This window comes from Paraburkholderia aspalathi, from assembly GCF_900116445.1.
In the GTDB taxonomy this organism is placed as follows: Bacteria; Pseudomonadota; Gammaproteobacteria; order Burkholderiales; family Burkholderiaceae; genus Paraburkholderia; species Paraburkholderia aspalathi.
This window is the reverse complement of record NZ_FPBH01000002.1, coordinates 110,978-131,736: the sequence shown is the minus strand read 5'-3', so window position 1 is coordinate 131,736 and position 20,759 is coordinate 110,978. Positions and strand designations below refer to the sequence as shown.

Genomic DNA, 20,759 nt, shown 5'->3' with positions numbered 1-20,759 from the left:
TTCATAAAACCGATCCGTGGGGTTTTGTTAGTAGCCGCCTTTTGTCGGTGTTGTCATTGGCGCTGTCTTTTTGTATGCGGCCGCTAGGTCCGCTGCTGCTTTGCTTAGTAGGCCCGTGTCTGTTCCTACCGCCACGAATGTTGCGCCCGCCGCCAAGTATTCGGCTGCTATGCCCGGGTCCGGTGCTAGTACGCCCGCTGCTTTGCCGGCTTCTCGTACCTTCCTGATCCCGCTGCAGATCGCTTCGCGTACGCTTGCGTCGCCTGGTTTGCCTAGCAAACCCATTGATGCGCTTAGGTCGGCTGGGCCGAAGAAGACGCCGTCAATGCCTTGCACCTTTGCAATCGCCGGTAGGTTTTCCATCCCCTGCACGGTTTCTACCTGGACCAGTACGCACAATTCCTGCGCCGCCGTGGTCAGGTAGTCGGGGATTCGGTTCCAGCGCGATGCTCGTGCCAACGCACTCCCCACGCCGCGGATGCCTTCCGGTGGGTAGCGCGTTGCCGCTACGGCTTCCGCAGCTTGCTCCGCCGTGTCGATCATCGGGAGCAGCAGGGTTTGGGCGCCTATGTCGAGTAATTGCTTGATCAGTGCGCTGTCGCTTCGTACGGGACGGACCACCGGATGCGATGTGTAGGCGGCCACCGCCTGTAATTGCGCCAGCGTGCTGCGGACGTCGTTCGGTGCGTGCTCGTTGTCGATCAACAACCAATCGAAGCCGGCCGTGGCCAGCAGTTCGGTCACGTAGGCGTCGGCAAGCGCTGCCCATAAGCCGAATTGTGGTTTGCCCTCTGCTAGCGCATGCTTGAACATGTTTTGCGGTAGAGACATGTCGATTGACTCAAATGAGCTCAAATGAAATTTAAACCAATGCCGCCCAGCGGACCGTAGTCGACGTGGAAGGTGTCGCCCGCTCGTGCCGGGATCGGGCTCGTGAAGGAGCCGCTCAAAATGACGTCGTTCGCGTTCAGGACTTCGTCGTATGGAGCGATCTTGTTCGCGAGCCATGCAACGCCTGTCGCGGGGTGGTTTAGCACGGCGGCGGCCAGGCCGCTTTCTTCTACGGCGCCGTTCTTGTAAAGCAATGCGCCGACCCAGCGGAGGTCGACGTCCATAGGACGTACCGGGCGGCCGCCCAGTACGATGCCGGCATTCGCCGCGAAGTCGGAGATGGTGTCGTAGACCTTGCGCGGCGCCTTCGTCTCGCGGTCGAATTGTTCGATGCGGGCGTCGATAATTTCCACGGCCGGGGTCACGTAGGCTGTGGCGTCCAGAACGTCGAATAGCGTGATGCCCGGGCCCTTCAATGGCTTGCTCAATATGAAGGCCAGTTCGACTTCCACGCGCGGCGCTATGAAGCGATCAGCGCGGATGTCCTGGCCGTTTTCGATGAACATGCTGTCGAGCAACGGCGCGTAGTCGGGTTCGTCGATCTGTGAGGAACGCTGCATCGCGCGTGACGTCAGGCCGATCTTGCGGCCCTTGATCACGTGGCCCTCGGCCAGTTTGAGCTTTACCCACTCGCGCTGGATCGCGTAACCGTCCTGTACCGTCATCTCGGGATACTTCGCGGAGAAGTGGCGCAACTGGGTGCGGGTCTTCTCGGCGTTGTCGAGTTGCGCCGCAAGGTCGCAGATTGTCTGTTCGTCTAGCATGATGGTTCTCTTTGAGCGGCTGCCAGACCCATTTGCCGGGTCGGAATGTTAGGCCGGAGCCTCGAGCCTCGGTATCAGGCCTTAAGCCGCGCGTGCAGATTGTTGTGTTTCCACGTGCCGGCTTCGCTGAATTCATTGATCTCCAGCGACAACGCCAGGCCGTGTTTTTCAAACTCCGCGGCGAAGTGCCGTTTGATCGCTTCAAACAGCGCGTCGCCCGTCGCCTTCTTTACGGCGTCCGAGCGGCCCGCGGCGATCTTCAGGTTTGCATGCAGGAAGGCGGCGTCGGGCCGGCCGTCGGCTATGCAGTATTGGTCGCAACGCAAGGCGCGCACGCGGATGCCGCCGAGCGGAAAGACGCGTTGGTCGTTGTCGCGCTGCGCGTCGAGGCAAGCCGCGAGCGAGGTGCAAAGCTGTCCGATGCTTGCTTCATCAGCAAGATTGGCGCTGTATTCGAGTGTCAGATGTGGCACGGTAAGCTCCTCTCTCAGGACTCAAGCGGGCAGGGGTGTCACGGGGAAGATCGCGTTGATCTGGCCGGTGCCCGAACTGCCGAAATACGGTGTGACGACTTCGACCTTGCCGTCGTATCGATCCCAACCGAGCGCGCCGAGCAGCATCGCCGTGTCGTGCATGCCGCCTTCGCCCCAGCACTTCTCGTTATAGAGCGGCAGCATCTCGCAGAAGGTCTTCCAGTCGCCGGCTTCCCACAACTCGACCACGCGGCGGTCCATCTGTTCGAGAAACGGGCTCCATACCTTGTGCATGAACTGCTCGGCCGTGCCGTTGTTGGCAAAGTGGTGGCTCAGCGACCCGCTCGCCAGAATCGCCACGGTGCCGTCGTAACGTTCCTCGATGGCCTTGCGTACCGCGAGGCCGAAGCGCGCGCTCGTTTCGAGGTCGTGCCACATGCACCAGCCGGCTACCGATACGGTCTTGAAGTGCTGGTCGCTGTTCATATAGCGCATCGGCACCAGCGTGCCGTACTCGAGTTCGAGCGTGGTCTCGCTGTGCGCGCGACTCTTCACGCCCATTTCGTTGGCGACTTCCGCGATCAGATCGCCGAGTCCAACATTGCCGGGATACGCGTACGGCATGTTCTTGATGAAATGCGGCAGTTCGTTGCTCGTATAGACGCCCTCGAACTTCGGCGCGCAATTGATGTGGTATTCGCTGTTCACCAGCCAATGCACGTCGAAAACGACGATCGTATCCACACCCAATTCGCGGCAGCGGCGGCCGATTTCATGGTGACCGTCGATTGCCAGTTGACGGCAGCCCTTATGCGGACCGTCGAGTTCGGATAGATATAACGACGGGACGTGAGTCACTTTTGCTGCTAACGCGAGTTTGCCCATCGCGGTCTCCTGTTCTGTGTGGCGCAAGGCGTGGTGCCCTCGCGCGCAAATGACCCGCGTTTCAGACGCCCCAGCGCGGAATGTGGTGGGAGCCGAGCGATACGCATACGTTTTTCGGTTCGAGGAACACTTCATAGCTCCACGTACCGCCTTCGCGGCCTACGCCCGATGCCTTGGTGCCGCCGAACGGCTGGCGCAGATCGCGCACGTTCTGGCTGTTCACGAAACACATGCCCGCTTCCACGGCTGCAGCGACGCGCAGCGCGCGGCCGGTGCTCTCGGTCCAGATGTAGCTCGACAGGCCGTAGGAAATGTCGTTGGCGAGTTTGATCGCATCGGCTTCGTCGTCGAACGGAATCAGGCAGGCGACCGGACCGAAGATTTCTTCCTGCGCGATCCGCATGCGATTGTCGACGTCGACGAATACCGTCGGCTGCACGAAATTGCCTTTGCGCATGGCTTCCGGCAAGTCGGGCGCGTCGAGTCCGCCGCATGCGAGCGTGGCGCCTTCCTTCGGACCCAGTTCGATGTAGCTGCGCACCTTGGCCAAATGCCCCTGGCTGATCATCGGGCCGACGATCGTGCTGTCGGCCAGCGGATCGCCAACCGTCAAACGTTTTGCGCGTTCGATGAAACGCTCGGCAAAGCGCGCGTAAATCGAGCGTTGCACCAGAATGCGCGAACCCGCCGTGCAGCGTTCGCCGTTGTTCGAGAAGATCATGAACACGGCGGCATCGAGCGCGCGTTCGAAATCGGCGTCGTCGAAGATCACGAAGGGCGACTTGCCGCCCAGTTCCATCGAAAACTTCTTCAGACCCGCGGTCTGCACGATGCGGTTGCCGGTTGCCGTCGATCCGGTGAACGACACCGCGTGCACATCCGGGTGCGCCACCAGCGGTTCGCCGGTGTCCTTGCCGAAGCCGTGCACGACGTTCAGCACGCCGGCAGGAATGCCGGCTTCGAGCGCGAGATTGCCGAGCATCGAGGCGGTTAGCGGCGACAGTTCGCTCATTTTCAGCACCGCGGTGTTGCCGAATGCGAGGCAGGGTGCCACTTTCCATGTTGCCGTCATGAACGGCACGTTCCACGGCGAGATCAGCGCGCAAACGCCGACCGGATGGAACAGCGTGTAGTTCAGATGCGTATCGGTGGGATACGTGTGGCCGTCGACGCGCGTGCACATCTCTGCGAAATAGCTGAAGTTGTCGGCGGCGCGCGGCACGAGTTGCTTGCGCGTCTGCGAGATCGTTTGCCCGGTGTCTTTCGTCTCGGTCTCCGAGATGTCCGGCACGTTCTTCGCGATCAACTCGCCGAGCTTGCGGATGATTTTTGCGCGTTCCGCCGCGGGCTTGCCGGCCCATGCCGGAAACGCTTCTTTGGCGGCGCGTACGGCGGCGTCGACTTCTTCCGCACCGCCACGCGCCACTTCGGCGAGCACGTCTTGCGTCGCCGGATTGACGGTCTCGAAGTAGTCTTTCGCGGCGCTCGATTTGCCGTTGATCAGATGGTCGATTCGCATTGTGTTGTCCTTTCTCTTTAGCTGTCGATCAGAGTGCGCGCTTTAGCGCGTTACTCTGATCCCATGCAAAGCCTGTCGATCAGGCGCGGCCGAAGTCCGCGTCGGATGCAATCGTATTGACGAGACGGCCAAGGCCGTCGATTTCGCAGACCACTTCGTCGCCCGCATTGACGTTGACGATGCCTTCCGGCGTACCGGTCAGGATCACGTCGCCGGGTGCGAGGGTCATGAAGCCGCTGAGGTATTCGATCAACGCCGGGATATCGGTGACGAGATCGCGCGTGTTGCCGTGTTGCTGCCGCGTGCCGTTCACAAACGTGCGCAATTCGAGTTGCGTGACGTCTTCGACATCGGCGGCATCGACGAACCAGGGGCCGAGCACCGTGCCGCCGTCGCGATTCTTCACGCGCAGGTTGGGGCGGTAGTAGTTTTCCAGGTAGTCGCGGATCGCGTAGTCGTTGGCGATCATGTAGCCGGCCACATGCTGCATGGCGTTGTCGCGCTTGACGTTCTGCGCGGTTTGGCCGATCACCACCGCCAGCTCGCACTCGTAGTGCATGAAGGTGATGTCGGCGGGGCGGCGCGTGAAGCCGCGGTGACCGATGACCGCGCCCGGGCCTTTGAGAAAGACCAACGGCTCTTCCTGCTTGTTGAATTGCAGTTCCTTCGCGTGCTCCGCGTAGTTCAAGCCAAGCGCGAAGATCGTGCCGACCTCGATCGGTGCGAGCCACACCACTTCATCCTCACGACGTACGCGGCCGTCGGCAAGGCGCACGCCGTTGGCGTCCGGATAGGCTTCATGAATCGCTCCTGCATACGCAACACGGCCGCGCATCATTGCTGTTCTCCATCCTGTTCTGCTGCACCGACAAACGACACCTCGAGCGGCGGCAAACCGCCAATCGACAGCGTAGCCGTGTCGCCGATATGGGCAACTGGCGAACCATGAGGCACGCCGAGCGTAATGACGTCGCCGGCACTCAATGTCATGAAATCGGTTACGTCCGCAAGCAATTGCGCCACGCTGCGTACTGACGACGCAGTACTCGCAGTGAATACTTCGCGCCCAGGAAGCGAAACCTTGATCGCCAGGTTGTCCGGCGCAACAAGATGATGCGCTGCAACCACCGCCGGCCCGATCACGCAAAAACCGTCACGCGCCCGGAACCGTACTGAAGGGCGGTACACGCTCGCGTGCGGCACGCTCAGATCGGCGACCAGCGTATAGCCGGCGATGTAGTCGAACGCCTGCTCCGCGCTAACGCGTGTTGCAGTGCGGCCGATCACGATACCCAGCGAAGCGCCGACTTCCACGCCCAATGCATCGTCAGGCACGGCAACACGTGCGCGATGACCGGCGAACGTATTGCGCGGCTTCAGATAGAGAATCGGTGCTTTGGGCGGGGCTTTATAGGGAGCAGCATGCACTGCGTCGCCCAGCGCGGCCAAAGCGGCGCGGTCGTTCAGCAAGGTTCCATACACAGCACCGGAAACCGGCGCGCGGCAGGCAATGCCGCGTGCAAGCAGTGCGGCAACGGTGCGCGCATCTACATCGCGAGGCAGCGCGTCGCCTTCCGGATGCAACAGGTGATCGGCAAGTGCAAACATAAATTAGCTGTCTCTCGGCAAAAACACTAACATGTTAGTAGTATTGCGCTTGATATCATCCACGGTCAATAGCCTGTCGGCCGATCGCGGGTTTTCCCTTAAGCCTCGACAGCTGCTTTTAATTTATCTGCCATGTCCGCATCTGCTTCTACCCGAGTTTTGCACCGCAACCTGCCCATGCTGTTGCTGCGCGCCAGAGAAAAAATGATGGAGCGTTTCCGGCCATTGATTACCGCGCACGGACTGACCGAGCAGCAATGGCGCGTGATTCGCGCGCTCAACGAGCACGGGCCGATGGAGCCGCGTCACATCTCCGATATCTGCACGATTTCGAGCCCGAGCATGGCGGGTGTGCTCGCGCGTATGGAGAGTATGGAGCTGGTGACCAAGGAGCGTTTCGCGGAAGACCAGCGGCGTGTGCTGGTGTCGCTCACTGATACGAGCGTGGACCTGGTGCGCGTGATCTCGAAGGATCTCGAGGCGCACTATCGCGAACTGGAGCGCAAGGTGGGGCCGGAAATCGTCGAGCGCGTGTATCGCGCGGTCGACGATCTGCTTGCCGGGCTGGAAGACGAGGAGGAGTGAAGCAGCGCGTTGTTGGTTAATTTCTGGCGATGAACTGCGCTCGCGCAGGCCATGGCCAGTCTCTTACCACCCCTGAAATCGCCTCCACTCGACGCTGCCGCCATTCGCCGACACCGCGTGATACTCGGTGAACTGTGCACCGGTCGCGCACGCGTGATTGGGCAGGATACGCAGCTTCATGCCGATGGGAAAGCGCTGCGCGATGTCGTCCACAGGCTCACCGTCTTCCGACGACGACAGAATCCCGTGCTCCTGATTGGCGCCGCTCACGACAAAACCGCCAAGCGGTGTCCCGTTCAATAAACATGGCTGGCCGTAGCCGAAATCGTGCGGCTGCTTCGAGGTGCCGCGGTCACGGCTCATCGCCATCCAGCCTGCGTCGAGAATCGCCCAGCCTTTGTCCGCCTGATGCCCGATCACGGTCGCGAGCACACTCAGCGCGATATCTTCAAGCGCGCACACGCCGACGTTGTGCATGACCAGATCGAAGAAAACGTAGACACCCGCCCGCACTTCGGTCACGCCATCCAGTTGCTCGGCGGCCAGCGCCGTGGGCGTCGACCCGACGCTCACCGCTGGGCACGGAATGCCTGCGTCGCGCAACCGTTGCGCCGCGCGCACGCAGCCGGCGCGTTCCTGCTCCGCCAGCGCGGCGAGCGCCTCCGGCGTATGAAGCTCATAGCTGGAACCGGCGTGAGTCATCACGCCGCCCACCTTGACGCCGTTCTCGTGCAGAATCCGGCCGACTTCGATCAGTGTGTCCTGTTCCGGCGTAATCCCTGAGCGGTGGCCATCCGTGTCCACCTCGATCCACACCTCAAAGGATTCGCCATGCTGGTCCGCGAAGGCGGCGATGGCTGCAGCGGCGGTCGGATTGTCGGCCACCAGCTTCAGATCGCAACCCTGGCGGCGCAGCGCCAGTGCTCGCGGCAGCTTTGAAGGGGCGATGCTGACCGCGTAGAGAATATCGCTGACGCCGGCCGCGAAGAAGGCTTCCGCCTCTTTGAGGGTCGAGACCGTGATGCCGCGCGCGCCGGCGGCGATCTGCGCACGGACAACGTCGATGCATTTGGTGGTCTTGACGTGTGGACGGAATGCGACGCCCAGTGCGTTCATATGTCCCTGCATTCTCGCGATGTTCTTCTGCATCCGGGGGATGTCGATCAGCGCGGCAGGGGTGTCGATATGCTCGAGTTTCATGGTTTCACCGGGGAACGGAGTGGCTTTCGGTCTGGCCGAACTGGCCGAGCCATGGGACCAGCGAGTCGAGCGTGGGCGCCTCGATTTCGGGCGGCTGTGCTCCCGCCACCAGCGGCAGACTCACGCGGTTGTGCCAGTATGTCCTCAACCCGACCGCGGCTGTGCCGAACATGTCGTAGCTGGAACCGGCCACGAACGCGGCTTCATGGGCGTCTACGCCAAGTTTGCCGAGCGCGAGCCGGTAAGGCAACGGGTCCGGCTTGTACATGCCGGCTTCTTCGGCGGTGACGATCGCGTCCCAGTGGATTGGGAAAATCCCGGCAGCCTGCGTACCGAGGCGGATGGAGCAGTTGGTGACAATTGCCAGTTTGCAATGCGGGCGGAGTGCGTGCAAGGCGTCGAGAGCGCCGCTCCATGGGGTAAGTTTCAGCCAGTCGACTTCGAGCGCAAGCGCGACGGATTCAGGCAGTCCAACTTCGGCGGCCGCCTCACGCACCAATTGTTCGTACGCAATGTAGCGGCCGCAGCCGTAGGTCAGACGCAAATAGGCGGCGCGCCACGCATGGCCCAGCTGTTCGGACCCCGCGGCGTGATTCCATGACGTCCACGAATCGAGCAGGGCGGTCAGGAGGTCGAAGAGGACGGCCTTGGGGTAGGCGGTCGGAGTCGAGATGGAAGTCATGGTTTAACCGGCGAGGAACGGTGAGCCGATTATAAAGTTTCATCACTCGCGCGGAGTTCAGCCAAGGTAACTCTAAGATTCAGTTTGGCTGAATGCGCCATCCGCGACGTAATTCGTCACGTTTCACGCGTTATCTTCTCCACGGCGGCAGCGGCCTGAATCGACCCTGCAGGTATTGCATGAAATGTCGCGTGCGAGCAGGCATTCCCGTTCGCTGATGCGTGAGGGCGATCACGTCGGCGTCTGGTGTCTTCCAGCCTTGCAGCAAACGCACGAGTCGTCCCTTCGCGATGTCCTCGGCCACGTCCCATTCGGAGCGCAGGATTACGCCGCGGCCTTCGCAAGCCCACTGGCGGATCACATCGCCGTCGTTGCAGCTCAGATGCGGAGAAACGCGCACGCTGCGGCGTGTGCGGCCCTTGCTGAACTGCCACAGCGAGACGTCCTCGTTGTTCTCGCGCAGCACGATGCACGGCAGCTTGCTCAAGTCTTCCGGCGACTCCGGTTGACCAGTACGTTTGAGCAGCGCGGGCGCGGCGCAGACGAAGCGCGCATTCGGCGCAATCGCATAGCCGACCAGATTCGATACCGGCAAGTCGCCGATATGCACGACGATGTCGAAGCGGTCTATCGTGTCGGTCAAGGGCTGGTCGGACAGTGTGAGCGCCACGTCGATGTCCGGGTTTTGCTGCTGGAAGTCGGCGATGGCTGGCGCGAGGTGACGCCGGCCGAAGCCCAGCGGCGCATTGATTTTCAGCGTGCCGACCAGGCCGCCCCGGCGTGTCTGCAGGTCTTCGAACAGCGAGTCGAACTGCTCGACCAGTTCGGCGCCGCGTTCGCATAGGAGCGCGCCTTCTTCCGTGAACTGCAAACGGCGCGCCGTGCGGGTCACCAGCTGCGTGTCCAGTTTCTTTTCGAGCTGCTGCAGGCGCTGGGTCACCGCCGAGGGCGACAGACCCAGTTTTCGCGCCGCGGCGATCAGGCTGCCACTTTCGCGGATGGCCAGCAGAAACCGGATATCGGCCGAGTCGTTCATGGCAGAAGCTTTTGAGTTCGGGAGTCTGGCAGCTTAAAGCGTTTGGATGCGCTGTTCCAGTGCGTCACAAGACGTTCTTGCAAGGTAAACTGATACGTCCGTAACGAAGCCGACAGCTTGAACGGCTAAAGTGTGCACTTCAGTGTGCACTTGAACCAGGTGGGGCGGGCAGCACCCGCCTTCCGTCGAATCGTTGTTGCTTCCATTTGAAGAGAAGTCCCATGTCGTTGTCACGAGGAACGAGTCCGGGCGCCGCCGCGCAACAAAATGCCCTGAAACAGGGGGTATTCCTGCACACGGGCTGGCGCAGCGCAGGAACGTGGGTCTGGTCGCGTCTGCGCGCACTCGATTCCGTCACCGGATTCTATGAACCGTTCAGCAACGTGCTCGCCGATCTGAGCCTCGCCGACGTTTCTGCGTCCCGCCCTACATTAACTTCTGGACACCCGCCGCTCGCCGCGCCGTATTTCGAAGAGTATCGGCCGTTTCTCCAGGAGAGCGCACGCGGCGTAGCCGGATACAGGAAGCGCTTCGGCACCGACCGCTTTGCGCCTGCACCCGACGCGGAATTCCCCGCCTTGCAGGCCTATCTGGCCAACCTGTGGGAACGCACCGCTGAGCACGGCAGCGTACCCGTCTTCAAGTTTTGCCGTTCGTCGGGCCGGCTGCCGTGGCTCAAGCAAGCGTTCCCGCAGATCATGCACGCAGCCGTGTTGCGCAATCCCGCTTCGCAGTTCGCCTCGGGGTGGCTGCTCAATCAGCAATGGAGCAATTCGTTTTTCGTGGCCGCGCCGTTTCGCGTGCTGGGTCTGAACCAGACGGAGCCGCTGGTCCGGCAGGCCATCGAAATCTGCGGCGTGAGTTTGCCGCCTGGCGTGCCTACGTCGGATGACGCTTACGCCATGGTGTGCGAGCAATACGCGCGCACGGCGGAAGGCAATAACGCATATCGGGCGTTCGTCGCGCTATGGATTCTCTGTGCGTTGCGCATGGCCGACGGCGTCGATCTGATGATCGACATCGACCGGCTGGGGCCGTCGCGTGAGTATGCGGCCGGATTGCGCGCCGGGTTCGAAGCGCAGACCGGTCTGTCACCCGACTTCAGCAGCGCGCGCGATCTGGTCGAGGAAACGCGTCGCAGCGCGGCGCGCATGGCTGGGATCGACGGCCGGTCGATGCGAGCCGTTCATTCCGCGGCGCTGAAATTCCTCAAAGCCCAGAACGGCGCGGACGCCGGCTTTATCGAGCTCGTCCGCGAAAAGATGGTGTTGGCCAATGAATTGACCGAGCAATGGCGCTGAGTTGAGCGGTTTTTCCTGAAGTTGCGCCAACCTCGTCGGCCAGTACAGTTGCCTCGTGAAAAACAATACAGTGAGGCGCGGTTTTATTGTGCTGTATCGGGAATATGACCGGCGCCGTCGATACAGTTGGCGGATCAACCCTTGCGGCCTATCCCGAACACGAGGAACGAAATGAATGCAGTGAACGAACAAGCGAAGTTGTCGGTGCAACAGTTGGGGCATTACATCAGCGGCGCACCGGCTGCGTCGACCAGCGGCCGCTTCAAGGACGTGTTCAATCCCGCCACGGGCCAGGTGACCGGCTCGGTCGCTTTGGCATCGGTCGAGGAAGTGGACGCGGCGGTCAAGGCCGCCAAGGCCGCCTTTCCCGCCTGGAGCGAAACCGCGCCGATCAAGCGCGCCCGCATTCTGTTCAAGTTCAAGGAACTGCTGAACAAGCATCACGACGAACTGGCGATGCTGATCACCCGCGAACACGGCAAGGTGTTCACGGACGCGCAAGGTGAGGTGGTGCGCGGCATCGAAGTGGTCGAGTTCGCTTGCGGCATTCCGAATCTGCTGAAGACCGATTTCACCGACCAGATCGGCGGCGGCATCGACAACTGGAATCTGCGTCAGGCGCTGGGCGTAGTGGCAGGGATCACGCCGTTCAATTTCCCGGTAATGGTGCCGATGTGGATGTTCCCGGTCGCACTCGCTTGCGGCAACACGTTCGTGCTGAAGCCGTCGGAGCGTGACCCGTCGGCTTCGTTGCGCATTGCCGAGCTGCTGAAGGAAGCCGGTTTGCCTGATGGCGTGTTCAACGTCGTGAACGGCGACAAGGTAGCCGTGGATGCGCTGATTGAACACCCGGACGTCGCGGCGCTGTCGTTTGTCGGGTCCACGCCGATCGCCGAATATATCTATACGGAAGCATCGAAGCGCGGCAAGCGCGTGCAGGCGCTCGGCGGCGCGAAGAATCATCTGGTGGTGATGCCGGACGCCGATCTGGACCAGGCGGTGGACGCCCTGATCGGCGCTGCCTACGGTTCGGCAGGCGAGCGCTGCATGGCGATCTCGGTCGCGGTGGCGGTGGGCAATGTCGCCGATGAACTGATCGAGCGTCTCGTGCCGCGCGTGAAGTCTCTGGTGATCAAGAACGGCGAGAACCTCGACGCCGAAATGGGTCCGCTGGTTACCGCTGAACATAAGGCCAAGGTGGCCGGCTATATCGACTCGGGCGTGGCGGAAGGCGCGAAGCTTATCGTCGATGGCCGCGCGCATCCGGTCACGAATGCGGACGGTTTCTTTATCGGCGGGACGCTGTTCGACCAGGTCGGTACCGAGATGAAGATCTACAAGGAAGAAATCTTCGGCCCGGTGCTGGCGGTGGTGCGTGTGCCCGATTTCGCGAGCGCGGTCGAGCTGATCAATGCGCACGAGTTCGGCAATGGCGTGTCGCTCTTTACGTCGGATGGCGGTGTGGCGCGTGCGTTCGGCCGGCAGATTCAGGTGGGCATGGTCGGCATCAATGTGCCGATTCCGGTGCCGATGGCATGGCACTCGTTCGGCGGCTGGAAGCGTTCGCTGTTCGGCGATCACCACGCGTATGGCGAAGAAGGCGTGCGTTTCTACACACGCTACAAGAGCATCATGCAGCGCTGGCCGGATAGCATCGCGAAGGGTGCTGAGTTCACGATGCCGGTGGCGAAGTAAGCAATAGAACTGTATTGCCGTAGTCAAAAAAGCCGCGCCTGATTTCAGGCGCGGCTTTTTTAATGAATCAGCAACATGCACGCAGCACGCAGTGACAAGCAATCAAGCCTGGTTCAAATACCAGCGCCAGTCCTGTTCACCGACTTCGCCCATGAACTGCCGATACTCGGCGCGCTTGATCGCGAGGAACACCTTAAGGAATTTTGTGCCAAATACGTCCCTCGCCCAGTCTGACTGTTCGAGTGCGTTCAAGGCGCTTAACCAGTCGGTCGGCAGCAGTGTGGTGGCTTGCGCATAACCGTTGCCTTCGATCGGTGCGCCCGGGTCGAGGCGCTCGCGAATGCCGTGGTGCGAGGCCGCAAGAATGGCCGCGGCAGCGAGATACGGATTCGCATCGGCGCCACACACGCGATGCTCGACGTGCCGGCTCGGCGCCGGGCCGCCCGGCACGCGCAGGCTGACTGTGCGGTTATCGACACCCCATGTCGGCGTGCACGGCGCATAGCTGTTTGCCTGGAAGCGGCGATACGAGTTCGCGTTCGGGCAGAACATCAGCATCGAATCGAGCAGGCCGTGCAACATGCCACCCACGGCCTGGCGCAGCAGTGGCGTGCCGGCTTTGTCTTCGGAGGCGAAGAGGTTGTCGCCGGCTTCATTGGCGAGGCTGACGTGCATGTGCATGCCAGAACCTGCGATATCGGCGAACGGCTTGGCCATGAAACATGCGTTCATGCCGTGCGCATTCGCGACGCCCTTGACGATGCGCTTGTAGCGCACGGCGTGATCCATCGCTTCGAGCGCGGGGCCGTGTTCGAGTGTGATCTCGACCTGGCCCGGCGCGTATTCGGAAATCGCGGTGCGTACCGGAATGTTCTGTTCACGGCAGGCATCGTAGAGATCCTTCAGGAACGGCTCGATCTGTTCGAGTTCGCGCAGGCCATACACCTGGGTTGTTCGCGGACGGCGGCCGTCGGTATCGAGCGCGGGCTGCGGACGGCCCTGTGCATCGAGTTTTGCATCCAGCAGATAGAACTCGAGTTCGCACGCCATCACCGGAAAGAAACCCTCCGCTTGTAGATCATCGACGATGCGCGCAAGCAGTTGCCGCGGATCGGCGACGCCGGCGGGCAGGCCTTCTTCGGGATGCATCTGAACCTGCACGGCGGCGGTCGGCATCTTGCGCCACGGCAGGCGCACGAGGCTGCCCGGCAGCGGATAGGCGCGGCAGTCGATATCGCCCACGTCCCAGACGAGGCCGCTGTCCTCGGTGTCGTCGCCGTTGATGGTCAGATTCATGATCGCGCTCGGCAGCGGCCGTCCGCTGCGATACACGGCGAGTAGTTCTTCACGATGAAGCAGCTTGCCGCGCGGCACGCCGGCGGCGTCGACGATAAAGAGTTCGATCAGATCGATATCGGGATTCTGTTCGAGGAAACTCAGCGCTTCCTGTTCGTGGGCGAATTGCATGTCGGTTCTCTCTGCGCATTGGCGCGTGCCTCGTCCTCCGCATCAGGCGCGCGGAGCGACGAAAAAATCGGAAGAGCCGCGGATGGCGGCGTCGGATTCAGTTCAGACGAGCGGATGCAGGGAGAACAACGGGGGACGTGCGTGACGGCAATGCCAGATCGCCCAGAAAGCGAGAATCACGTTCAGCAGGGGATTGAGGCGTGCCGTGGCGAGGCGCGCGTGCGCGCACGCCGGATCGGCGTGGCAACTGCGGCTGGATGACCATGCGGCGGGCTTCATGATGCACACGAGTATAGCTGTGGGCAGGGCGCGTTGCTCGACGAAATAACGGGGCGCTCCGCTGCTTCGACGCGTTCCGCGCAGCACCCCTCAAACCCCAGCCGACGTATCCTCTTCGGCTTCATGCAACACGGCATTCTGTACTGCCGTGACGGGACTGACATAAGGCGGCGCCTGGCGCGGATCATCGATGCTGTAGCGCAAACGCCCAGCCTCGACATACACGCGCAACTGACGATACTTGACCAGATACATCAAGCCGACGACCGCCGCCGTGAAACCCGATGCAGCGCCGACGCCGAGCGCCCAACGCGGACCGAAGCGATCCGCGACCCAACCCACCACCGGCGCGCCGAGTGGCGTGCCGCCCAGGGCGATGGCCAGCAGGATCGCGATGACCCGGCCACGCATGGCCGGCTCGGTGGAGATTTGCACGAGGCTGTTCGTCGACGTGTTGAAGGTCTGCGTCGCCACGCCAACCACGATGAGCGCCAGGCCGAACAAGACGTAGTTCGGCATGAGCGAGGCGATCGTGCAGCCCACGCCGAAAACGGCCGCTGCGCCGAGCAGAAGAGCCATGCGAGGCTTCGCTCTGCGTGCGGAGAGCAGCGCACCGGTTACCGAACCGATCGCCATGGTCGAGCTCAGCACGCCGTATTGACTCGCGCCCGCATGAAAAGCGGTGACCGACATGGTCGAGATGAAGATCGGGAAGTTCAACCCGAACGTCCCGATCAGAAACATCATCAACAGCGCGGCCTTCAGATCGGGACGGCGCCACACATACTTGAAACCTTCCACGAAGCTGCCGCGCGTGCGTGTTGCACGTGGTTTCACATTCAGTTCGCTGATGCGCAGCATGCGCAGCGAACCGAGTACGGCGACGAAGGAGAGCCCGTTGATCAGAAACACCCAGCCCGTGCCCACTGAGGCGATCAATAGCCCTGCGACGGCAGGCCCGATCATGCGCGCTGCGTTGAACGAGGTGGAGTTCAGCGCGACCGCGTTCGACAGATCGGCTTCTCCCACCAGATCGGAGACAAAGGTTTGGCGCGCCGGTGAATCGAACGCGGTGACACAGCCGAGCAAGCCCGCAAACACATAGACCTGCCACAATTGCACGAGGCCGGTCACGGTGAGAATCCCGAGGCATAACGCCAACGTGCCCATCGCCCCCTGGGTGGCGAACAGCAGCTTGCGGCGATCGAAATGATCGGCCGCATAGCCGGTTAGGGGCAGCAGGAGCATTTGCGGCCCGAACTGCAGCGACATCACAATGCCCACGGAGGTGGCATTGTGATGCGTGAGTTCAGTGAGCACGAGCCAGTCCTGTGCCGTGCGCTGCATCCATGTCCCGACGTTGGAGACGATCGCACCGCTGGCCCAGACCCGGTAGTTGAACGTACGCAGCGAACGAAATGTGCCGCTCACCGGGACATCCCCGAGTGGACGATTCGCCGCGCCGCACAGCGGTTCAGACGCATGATCATGCGCGCGATGTCTCGAGCAGATCGAGGACGTCCTGCGTCGTGCCTGTTTCGCCGAGGCGCGGGAAGATTCGCGTGATGCTGTTGGTGTGCGCGTCGAGGTTCATGTCCGTCATCGCGTCTACCGCGAACGTGACGTTGAAGCCGAGTTCCTGGGCGAAACGCGCGGTTGACTCGACGCCGATGCTGGTGGCAACGCCGACCAATACCACCTGCGTGACGCCTTGTTTGCGCAGATACGCTTCGAGGTCGGTGTTCGTGAACGCGCCCCAGGTGCGCTTGGTCACCAGATGATCCGACGGCTGCTGATTCAGTTCGGGAACGAGGTCCGCAAAGCCGGCGGGGAAGTCGCCGGCAGGACGCGACTGTTCCGCGCGGCCGGGCGCGCCACCTGCCACGTTGACGAGCACCACCGGCAGACCGTGGCGGCGAAATGCATCGATCAGACCAACGGAGCGCTTGACAACCTCTGCGGTGGGATGGGCAGTAGGCAGCGCGACGATACCTTGCTGCAAATCGATGACGACCAATGCGGTCATTGCGTCGAGCGTAGTGAGGGCCATGGTGTTTTCCTGAGAGTTACGAATCGATGAGGCGTTTGAGCAAGTCGACGCCAATCGCGAGTTGTTTCTGTTCGGCGGCGGAGAAGCGGGTCTGGATCGTACGGAATAGCCAGTCTTCGCGCGCCGCGCGGCTTGCCTTGATTTTCTTGCGGAAGGCGGGCGTGAGGGAGAGGACGGTTTGCCGCCCGTCGTTCGGGTCGGGTGCGCCGCTCACGAGTCCGGCTGCTTTCAGAACTGAAAGCGTCTCGCCCATGGATTGCGGCCGCATCCCCTGGATGCGCGCGAGCGCGGTGACCGTTGCCGGACCTTCGCGTTCGAGCAGACTGAGAACCTGCACCTGCGACGGCGTGAAATCGCCCACATGTGCTTCTTCGCGCAACCGGCGGCGTAACTTACCGACCAGTACGCGCAGATCTTCCGCCGTTGCATGCAACGCGTCGGGATCGGAGAGGGGCCGTGTGGGCTGAGTGTCGTTGCTGGACATACCGGCAGATGTGAAGGTTACCTACGAAGGTTACCTTCGTATCTGCCGGGAGTCAAGTTGACTGGATTGACAGCGGAATGCAAGGTGAGCCACGCATTCCGTGTTGGGCTTGAGTAATCGGGTTGGCGCGCGGCGACGCGCCGTTTAGAACTTATGGCGAAGCGCCACGCGGGCCACGACCTGATTCTGCGTCGACGAGGGAGACTGCGTGCCTGGGACGAATGCGTCGTCGAGAATCGAGTTGGTCGAACTGCCTGCGACCTTCTGATACTCGCCTTGAACGTAGACGTCCGTGCGTTTGGACAGGTTGTAATCCGCCATCAGTCCAACGGAGTGGATTTTGGGCTTCACGCTGCCAGTGGATGCGTCGTATGTCTCCATCGTGTAGACATACTGCGCGCCGACAAAGAACGCGGGTGTGATCTGGTATTTGCCGTTCACTTCGAAGTTCTGGTATTTGAGCGTGTTCAGCAGGACGCCGTTCGCGGCAAGCGGGATGCCGATATACCCGTTACCGGTGGGGTCCTTGTAGTTCGAGTTGGTATACGCGAAGCCGACCGTCGCAGAGCCGAACGTGTAATTGATCCCGCCGCCGAACACGCGCATGCGTCCGGCGATGAAGCTTGCATCGTTGGCGGTAATTGCCCCGTTCGAACCCACGCCGGGATTATTCGCCTGCAAATAGGCCGCCGCGACCAGCAGCCCGCCATTTGCGTATTGAGCGCCGAAGCTGTACTGACGATTGTTGGCGAAATTCGTATCGTTGCTGAAGCTATACGTGCCACCGAACTGGAACCCCGAGAAATCCGGGCTGGCGTACTTGATGGTGTTATCGACACGAAACGAGTTATCGGTATTGTCATTGTCGTACGGGTGCGCAAACAGATAGCCTGCCCAATTGCCGTTGGCGGTAGTTTGCGCGAGGTAATCGACGACCGAATCGTATTGACGGCCAAGCGTAACGGAGCCGAAGCGATCGCTGCTCAGCCCCACATAGGCTTGCCGCCCGAACATCCGACCGCCCTGATTGAGCCGCCCGGAATTCAGATCGAAGCCATTTTCGAGTTGAAAGATTGCTTTGAGACCACCACCGAGATCTTCGGAGCCTTTCAAGCCCCAGCGACTGCCTTGAGCGTAACCGCTGGCGAGCTCCACGACGCTACCGTGCCCGACGTTATTCGTATAGTCGATCCCTTCATCGATGACCCCATACAGCGTCACGCTGCTCTGCGCGAAAGCGGGGGAGGCGACGACGCCGACCAGGGCGACAGCGAGGACATTCTTTTTCATAAGATCTCCGGAATGGTTTGGCAAGTGGCCGACGCATGATTTTCCGGACAATACTTTTTGCAAAGCGAGGAATTCTGATGGCACCAATCGGAAACCCCGATGGAGCAATCACAGGAGAGACGACAAACCAACCGCAAACCCTTTGCGATCCGAATTAATCAGCTGAGGAGCGCGCGAACAACACGCGAGAGAAGCCAGGGCAAGAGGAGGTAGGCACAACCGAACGAGACGCAGGGCGAAGGACCAAGGACCAAGGACCAAGCGAGAAGGGTGACAAACCAAACGGTGTTAAGAACAACGCTTCGGCGCGCGCAGCGCCGCCGGAAGAATGACGCCCTTGTCACAAGAGCATGTAGTGGCACGAACACAGATTCCAGTCGCACCACTACCGTGAGCGAGCTGCGGGACCCGCTTAGCAGGGGCATCTAGCCGCTTTCTTTGCTTACTTTCTTTGCGGCGGCAAAGAAAGTAAGTGCCGCCCCGCACAGGGGCAACGCTAATAGACCACTAACAATGCAAGGAAAGGCACCAAAGCCAGAACAAGGAAAGGCCAAAACCCTAAGAACACTGACAGCAAGCGCCGCGCAGGCAACAAACCAGCAAAAGCTAGGCAGCAACCCCCACACCAACATTGCGCCTCTCCACCACCATCTCCTCAATCAACCCAGCCAACACATCCACCGCAGGATCCCGATTAACCGAAGCCCGATGCAACTCCAGATCAGCCGCAGGCAAAACCGGCAACCCATCCTGAACCCCCAAAACCCGCCAATTATCCGGCAAAGTACATCGATCAATAATCGTAACAGCAGCCCCATGATTAACAGCAACCTTAATCCCAGTAGGACTCTGACTGGTATAAACGACCTGATACTGCCGCTCAAGCGCGGCAAGCGCTTCAAGCCCCCGCTGCCGATAACAACAAGTCTCAGGAAACAAAGCCAACGGCACAGGAACCTCAGGCTCCAGAACAAAATCCCGATGCGCCGCCCACACCACCTCTTCACGCCCGAGATGCCGCCCACTGGTCTGCGACCCATGCCGCACCACTAGCGCCAGATCCAGCTCCCCGGCCTGCAACCGTTCCAGCAACTCCAACGACATCCGGCAATGAATATGCGGCCGCGCGCCCGGCCTCAGCGCATAAAACTTCTTGAGCAACTCAGGCAGCCATAACTCCGCATAGTCCTCGGGCAGCCCAAACCGGATCACCCCATCACTATTACTCCGGTTCAGCGCGGCAATCGCCTCGTTCTGCACCTGAATAATCCGTCGGGCGTGAATCAAAAAATTCTCGCCATCGCGCGACAAAGCCAACCGCCGACTGTTACGCAGAAACATGTGCGTTTCCAACCGGTCCTCCAGCGTGCGGATTCGCAGACTGATGGTCGACTGTGTGCGGTGCAGCAATTTGGCCGCCGCGGTAAACCCGCCGCTATCGACCACGGCAACGAACGCCCGCACCAGTTCGGGGTCCAGAGAACTCAGTTTCGACCAATCGGGTCCGCTGATGGAAGCCATCGGAATTACTCGCTTTCCAAAGAAATTTGGCGATCAAAACATGGGGGCGTCAGTGAGGTGATTGTTGTCGAAAACAATTCGCGTCACAAATCAGTCTGAACCCCTAATCTGGAGTCCCGCCGTGTCAGTCCTTCCTCTTGCCGATGCCGAATGCAACGATTTGAGCGACATCGTCGATACCGGGCGCTATCCGTTGCACGATCCGGACCATCCCCGTATGCGCGAGCTGATCGCAAGCTGCCGCGCACACCTGGCGGGCAACGGCAGCGCGGTGCTGCACGGTTTTCTGCGACCCGAGGCGCTCGTCCAGGCGCGGGCCGAAGGTGTCGCGCTGGCGGCCAAGACCTACTTTTCGACTCGTAAGGTCAACGCCTACTTCACGGCGGACGACCCGTCGCTGCCCGCCGACGATCCGCGCCGCGTCTTCATGGACCGCACCAGCGGCTTCGTCACCCGCGATGTGATTCCCGCCGACGCGATCGTGCATCGCATCTATGTGGCCCAGGCGATGAAGCGTTTCGTCGCGGCCTGCCTCGGCGAAACGCGTGTCTGGGAATACGCGGACCCCTATGCCGGACTGGTTCAGAACGTCATGCCGCCGGGCACCGAACAGCCGTGGCACTACGACACCAACGAATTCATCGTCTCGATGATGACGCAACAGCCGGAAGCGGGCGGCGATTTCGAGTATTGCCCGAACATCCGTTCTCCCCAAGGCGAGAACTATGGCGACGTCGGCAGCGTGGTGCGCGGCGAGACTCGTGCGCCGATCAATGTGATCACGTTGCAGCCCGGCGATCTGCAACTGTTCAAAGGACGTTTTTCATTGCACCGCGTCACCAAGGTGCAGGGCGGCATCGACCGGCATACCGCGATCTTCGCGTACTCGCAGAAGCCCGGTGTGATCGGCAGGCTCGAACGCACGCGTCAACTGTATGGACGAGTTTCCGAAATGCATCTGGAAGCTGAACAGCGGCTTGTGCGCGCGGACGACCTCGTCGATTGAAGCTGTTTTTATAAAACTACCCC

21 protein-coding genes are annotated in these 20,759 nt (G+C 61.2%); 4 read left to right on the top strand and 17 right to left on the bottom strand.

The annotated features are described in order from the left end of the window. Nucleotides 1-27 precede the first annotated feature (27 nt). The 7 genes from hpaI to BM438_RS03235 form a co-directional block, all read right to left on the bottom strand. A complete protein-coding gene (hpaI, locus tag BM438_RS03265; RefSeq protein WP_093632893.1) occupies nucleotides 28-831 on the bottom strand; it encodes a 4-hydroxy-2-oxoheptanedioate aldolase in 804 nt (267 codons plus the stop codon). A 20-nt stretch (nucleotides 832-851) separates the two neighbouring features. After that, nucleotides 852-1,655 (bottom strand): 2-oxo-hept-4-ene-1,7-dioate hydratase, encoded by an 804-nt coding sequence (gene hpaH / locus BM438_RS03260; RefSeq protein WP_093632892.1) that lies wholly within the window; start codon nucleotides 1,653-1,655, stop codon nucleotides 852-854. 74 nt (nucleotides 1,656-1,729) lie between these two features. After that, nucleotides 1,730-2,128, bottom strand: a complete 399-nt coding sequence (locus BM438_RS03255; RefSeq protein WP_093632891.1) for a 5-carboxymethyl-2-hydroxymuconate Delta-isomerase — start codon at nucleotides 2,126-2,128, stop codon at nucleotides 1,730-1,732. A gap of 21 nt (nucleotides 2,129-2,149) precedes the next feature. After that, a complete protein-coding gene (gene hpaD / locus BM438_RS03250) occupies nucleotides 2,150-3,013 on the bottom strand; it encodes a 3,4-dihydroxyphenylacetate 2,3-dioxygenase (RefSeq protein WP_093632890.1) in 864 nt (287 codons plus the stop codon). 61 nt (nucleotides 3,014-3,074) lie between these two features. Further along, nucleotides 3,075-4,532, bottom strand: a complete 1,458-nt coding sequence (gene hpaE, locus BM438_RS03245) for a 5-carboxymethyl-2-hydroxymuconate semialdehyde dehydrogenase (RefSeq protein ID WP_093632889.1) — start codon at nucleotides 4,530-4,532, stop codon at nucleotides 3,075-3,077. A gap of 79 nt (nucleotides 4,533-4,611) precedes the next feature. Continuing rightward, nucleotides 4,612-5,370 carry a fumarylacetoacetate hydrolase family protein gene (locus BM438_RS03240; RefSeq protein WP_093632888.1) on the bottom strand — a complete coding sequence of 253 codons (759 nt, stop codon included), beginning with the start codon at nucleotides 5,368-5,370 and terminating at the stop codon, nucleotides 4,612-4,614. After that, nucleotides 5,367-6,140, bottom strand: coding sequence for a fumarylacetoacetate hydrolase family protein (locus BM438_RS03235; RefSeq protein ID WP_093632887.1), 774 nt, complete (start codon nucleotides 6,138-6,140; stop codon nucleotides 5,367-5,369). The genes BM438_RS03240 and BM438_RS03235 overlap by 4 nt, the downstream gene beginning before the upstream one ends. A 177-nt stretch (nucleotides 6,141-6,317) precedes the next feature. On the opposite strand from BM438_RS03235, the gene hpaR reads away from it, so the two are divergent. Beyond that, nucleotides 6,318-6,725 (top strand): homoprotocatechuate degradation operon regulator HpaR, encoded by a 408-nt coding sequence (hpaR, locus tag BM438_RS03230; RefSeq protein ID WP_093632886.1) that lies wholly within the window; start codon nucleotides 6,318-6,320, stop codon nucleotides 6,723-6,725. A gap of 63 nt (nucleotides 6,726-6,788) precedes the next feature. Here hpaR and BM438_RS03225 read toward each other — a convergent pair whose 3' ends face one another. The 3 genes from BM438_RS03225 to BM438_RS03215 all read right to left on the bottom strand — a co-directional run bounded on the left by BM438_RS03225 (nucleotide 6,789) and on the right by BM438_RS03215 (nucleotide 9,643). Beyond that, a complete protein-coding gene (locus tag BM438_RS03225; protein ID WP_093632885.1) occupies nucleotides 6,789-7,925 on the bottom strand; it encodes a DSD1 family PLP-dependent enzyme in 1,137 nt (378 codons plus the stop codon). Between the two features lie 4 nt (nucleotides 7,926-7,929). Next, complete coding sequence (locus tag BM438_RS03220; RefSeq protein WP_093632884.1) at nucleotides 7,930-8,607, bottom strand: HAD family hydrolase; 678 nt, start codon at nucleotides 8,605-8,607, stop codon at nucleotides 7,930-7,932. 130 nt (nucleotides 8,608-8,737) lie between these two features. Further along, a complete protein-coding gene (locus tag BM438_RS03215) occupies nucleotides 8,738-9,643 on the bottom strand; it encodes a LysR family transcriptional regulator (protein ID WP_093632883.1) in 906 nt (301 codons plus the stop codon). Between the two features lie 221 nt (nucleotides 9,644-9,864). Here BM438_RS03215 and BM438_RS03210 point away from each other — a divergent pair, with 221 nt between their 5' ends. Together BM438_RS03210 and BM438_RS03205 are read left to right on the top strand one after the other, a co-directional pair. Further along, nucleotides 9,865-10,944, top strand: coding sequence for a hypothetical protein (locus BM438_RS03210; protein ID WP_093632882.1), 1,080 nt, complete (start codon nucleotides 9,865-9,867; stop codon nucleotides 10,942-10,944). Nucleotides 10,945-11,115: 171 nt separating this feature from the next. After that, nucleotides 11,116-12,639 carry a CoA-acylating methylmalonate-semialdehyde dehydrogenase gene (locus BM438_RS03205; RefSeq protein WP_093632881.1) on the top strand — a complete coding sequence of 508 codons (1,524 nt, stop codon included), beginning with the start codon at nucleotides 11,116-11,118 and terminating at the stop codon, nucleotides 12,637-12,639. Between the two features lie 102 nt (nucleotides 12,640-12,741). Here BM438_RS03205 and BM438_RS03200 read toward each other — a convergent pair whose 3' ends face one another. The 7 genes from BM438_RS03200 to BM438_RS03175 form a co-directional block, all read right to left on the bottom strand. Then, nucleotides 12,742-14,106, bottom strand: coding sequence for a glutamine synthetase family protein (locus BM438_RS03200; protein ID WP_093632880.1), 1,365 nt, complete (start codon nucleotides 14,104-14,106; stop codon nucleotides 12,742-12,744). Nucleotides 14,107-14,208: 102 nt separating this feature from the next. Beyond that, nucleotides 14,209-14,385 (bottom strand): hypothetical protein, encoded by a 177-nt coding sequence (locus tag BM438_RS45310; RefSeq protein WP_167378290.1) that lies wholly within the window; start codon nucleotides 14,383-14,385, stop codon nucleotides 14,209-14,211. Nucleotides 14,386-14,475: 90 nt separating this feature from the next. Beyond that, nucleotides 14,476-15,816, bottom strand: coding sequence for an MFS transporter (locus tag BM438_RS03195; protein WP_093632879.1), 1,341 nt, complete (start codon nucleotides 15,814-15,816; stop codon nucleotides 14,476-14,478). A 55-nt stretch (nucleotides 15,817-15,871) separates the two neighbouring features. Beyond that, nucleotides 15,872-16,435, bottom strand: a complete 564-nt coding sequence (locus BM438_RS03190; RefSeq protein ID WP_093632878.1) for an isochorismatase family protein — start codon at nucleotides 16,433-16,435, stop codon at nucleotides 15,872-15,874. 16 nt (nucleotides 16,436-16,451) lie between these two features. Next, nucleotides 16,452-16,919, bottom strand: a complete 468-nt coding sequence (locus BM438_RS03185) for a MarR family winged helix-turn-helix transcriptional regulator (protein WP_093632877.1) — start codon at nucleotides 16,917-16,919, stop codon at nucleotides 16,452-16,454. A 144-nt stretch (nucleotides 16,920-17,063) separates the two neighbouring features. After that, a complete protein-coding gene (locus BM438_RS03180; protein ID WP_093632876.1) occupies nucleotides 17,064-18,209 on the bottom strand; it encodes a porin in 1,146 nt (381 codons plus the stop codon). A 606-nt stretch (nucleotides 18,210-18,815) separates the two neighbouring features. Continuing rightward, nucleotides 18,816-19,730 carry a LysR substrate-binding domain-containing protein gene (locus tag BM438_RS03175; protein ID WP_093632875.1) on the bottom strand — a complete coding sequence of 305 codons (915 nt, stop codon included), beginning with the start codon at nucleotides 19,728-19,730 and terminating at the stop codon, nucleotides 18,816-18,818. A gap of 121 nt (nucleotides 19,731-19,851) precedes the next feature. Between BM438_RS03175 and BM438_RS03170 the strand changes: the two genes are divergently transcribed. After that, the gene (locus tag BM438_RS03170; RefSeq protein ID WP_093632874.1) at nucleotides 19,852-20,736 is read left to right on the top strand and encodes a HalD/BesD family halogenase; all 885 of its coding nucleotides are present in this window, start codon (nucleotides 19,852-19,854) and stop codon (nucleotides 20,734-20,736) included. Nucleotides 20,737-20,759: the final 23 nt, after the last annotated feature.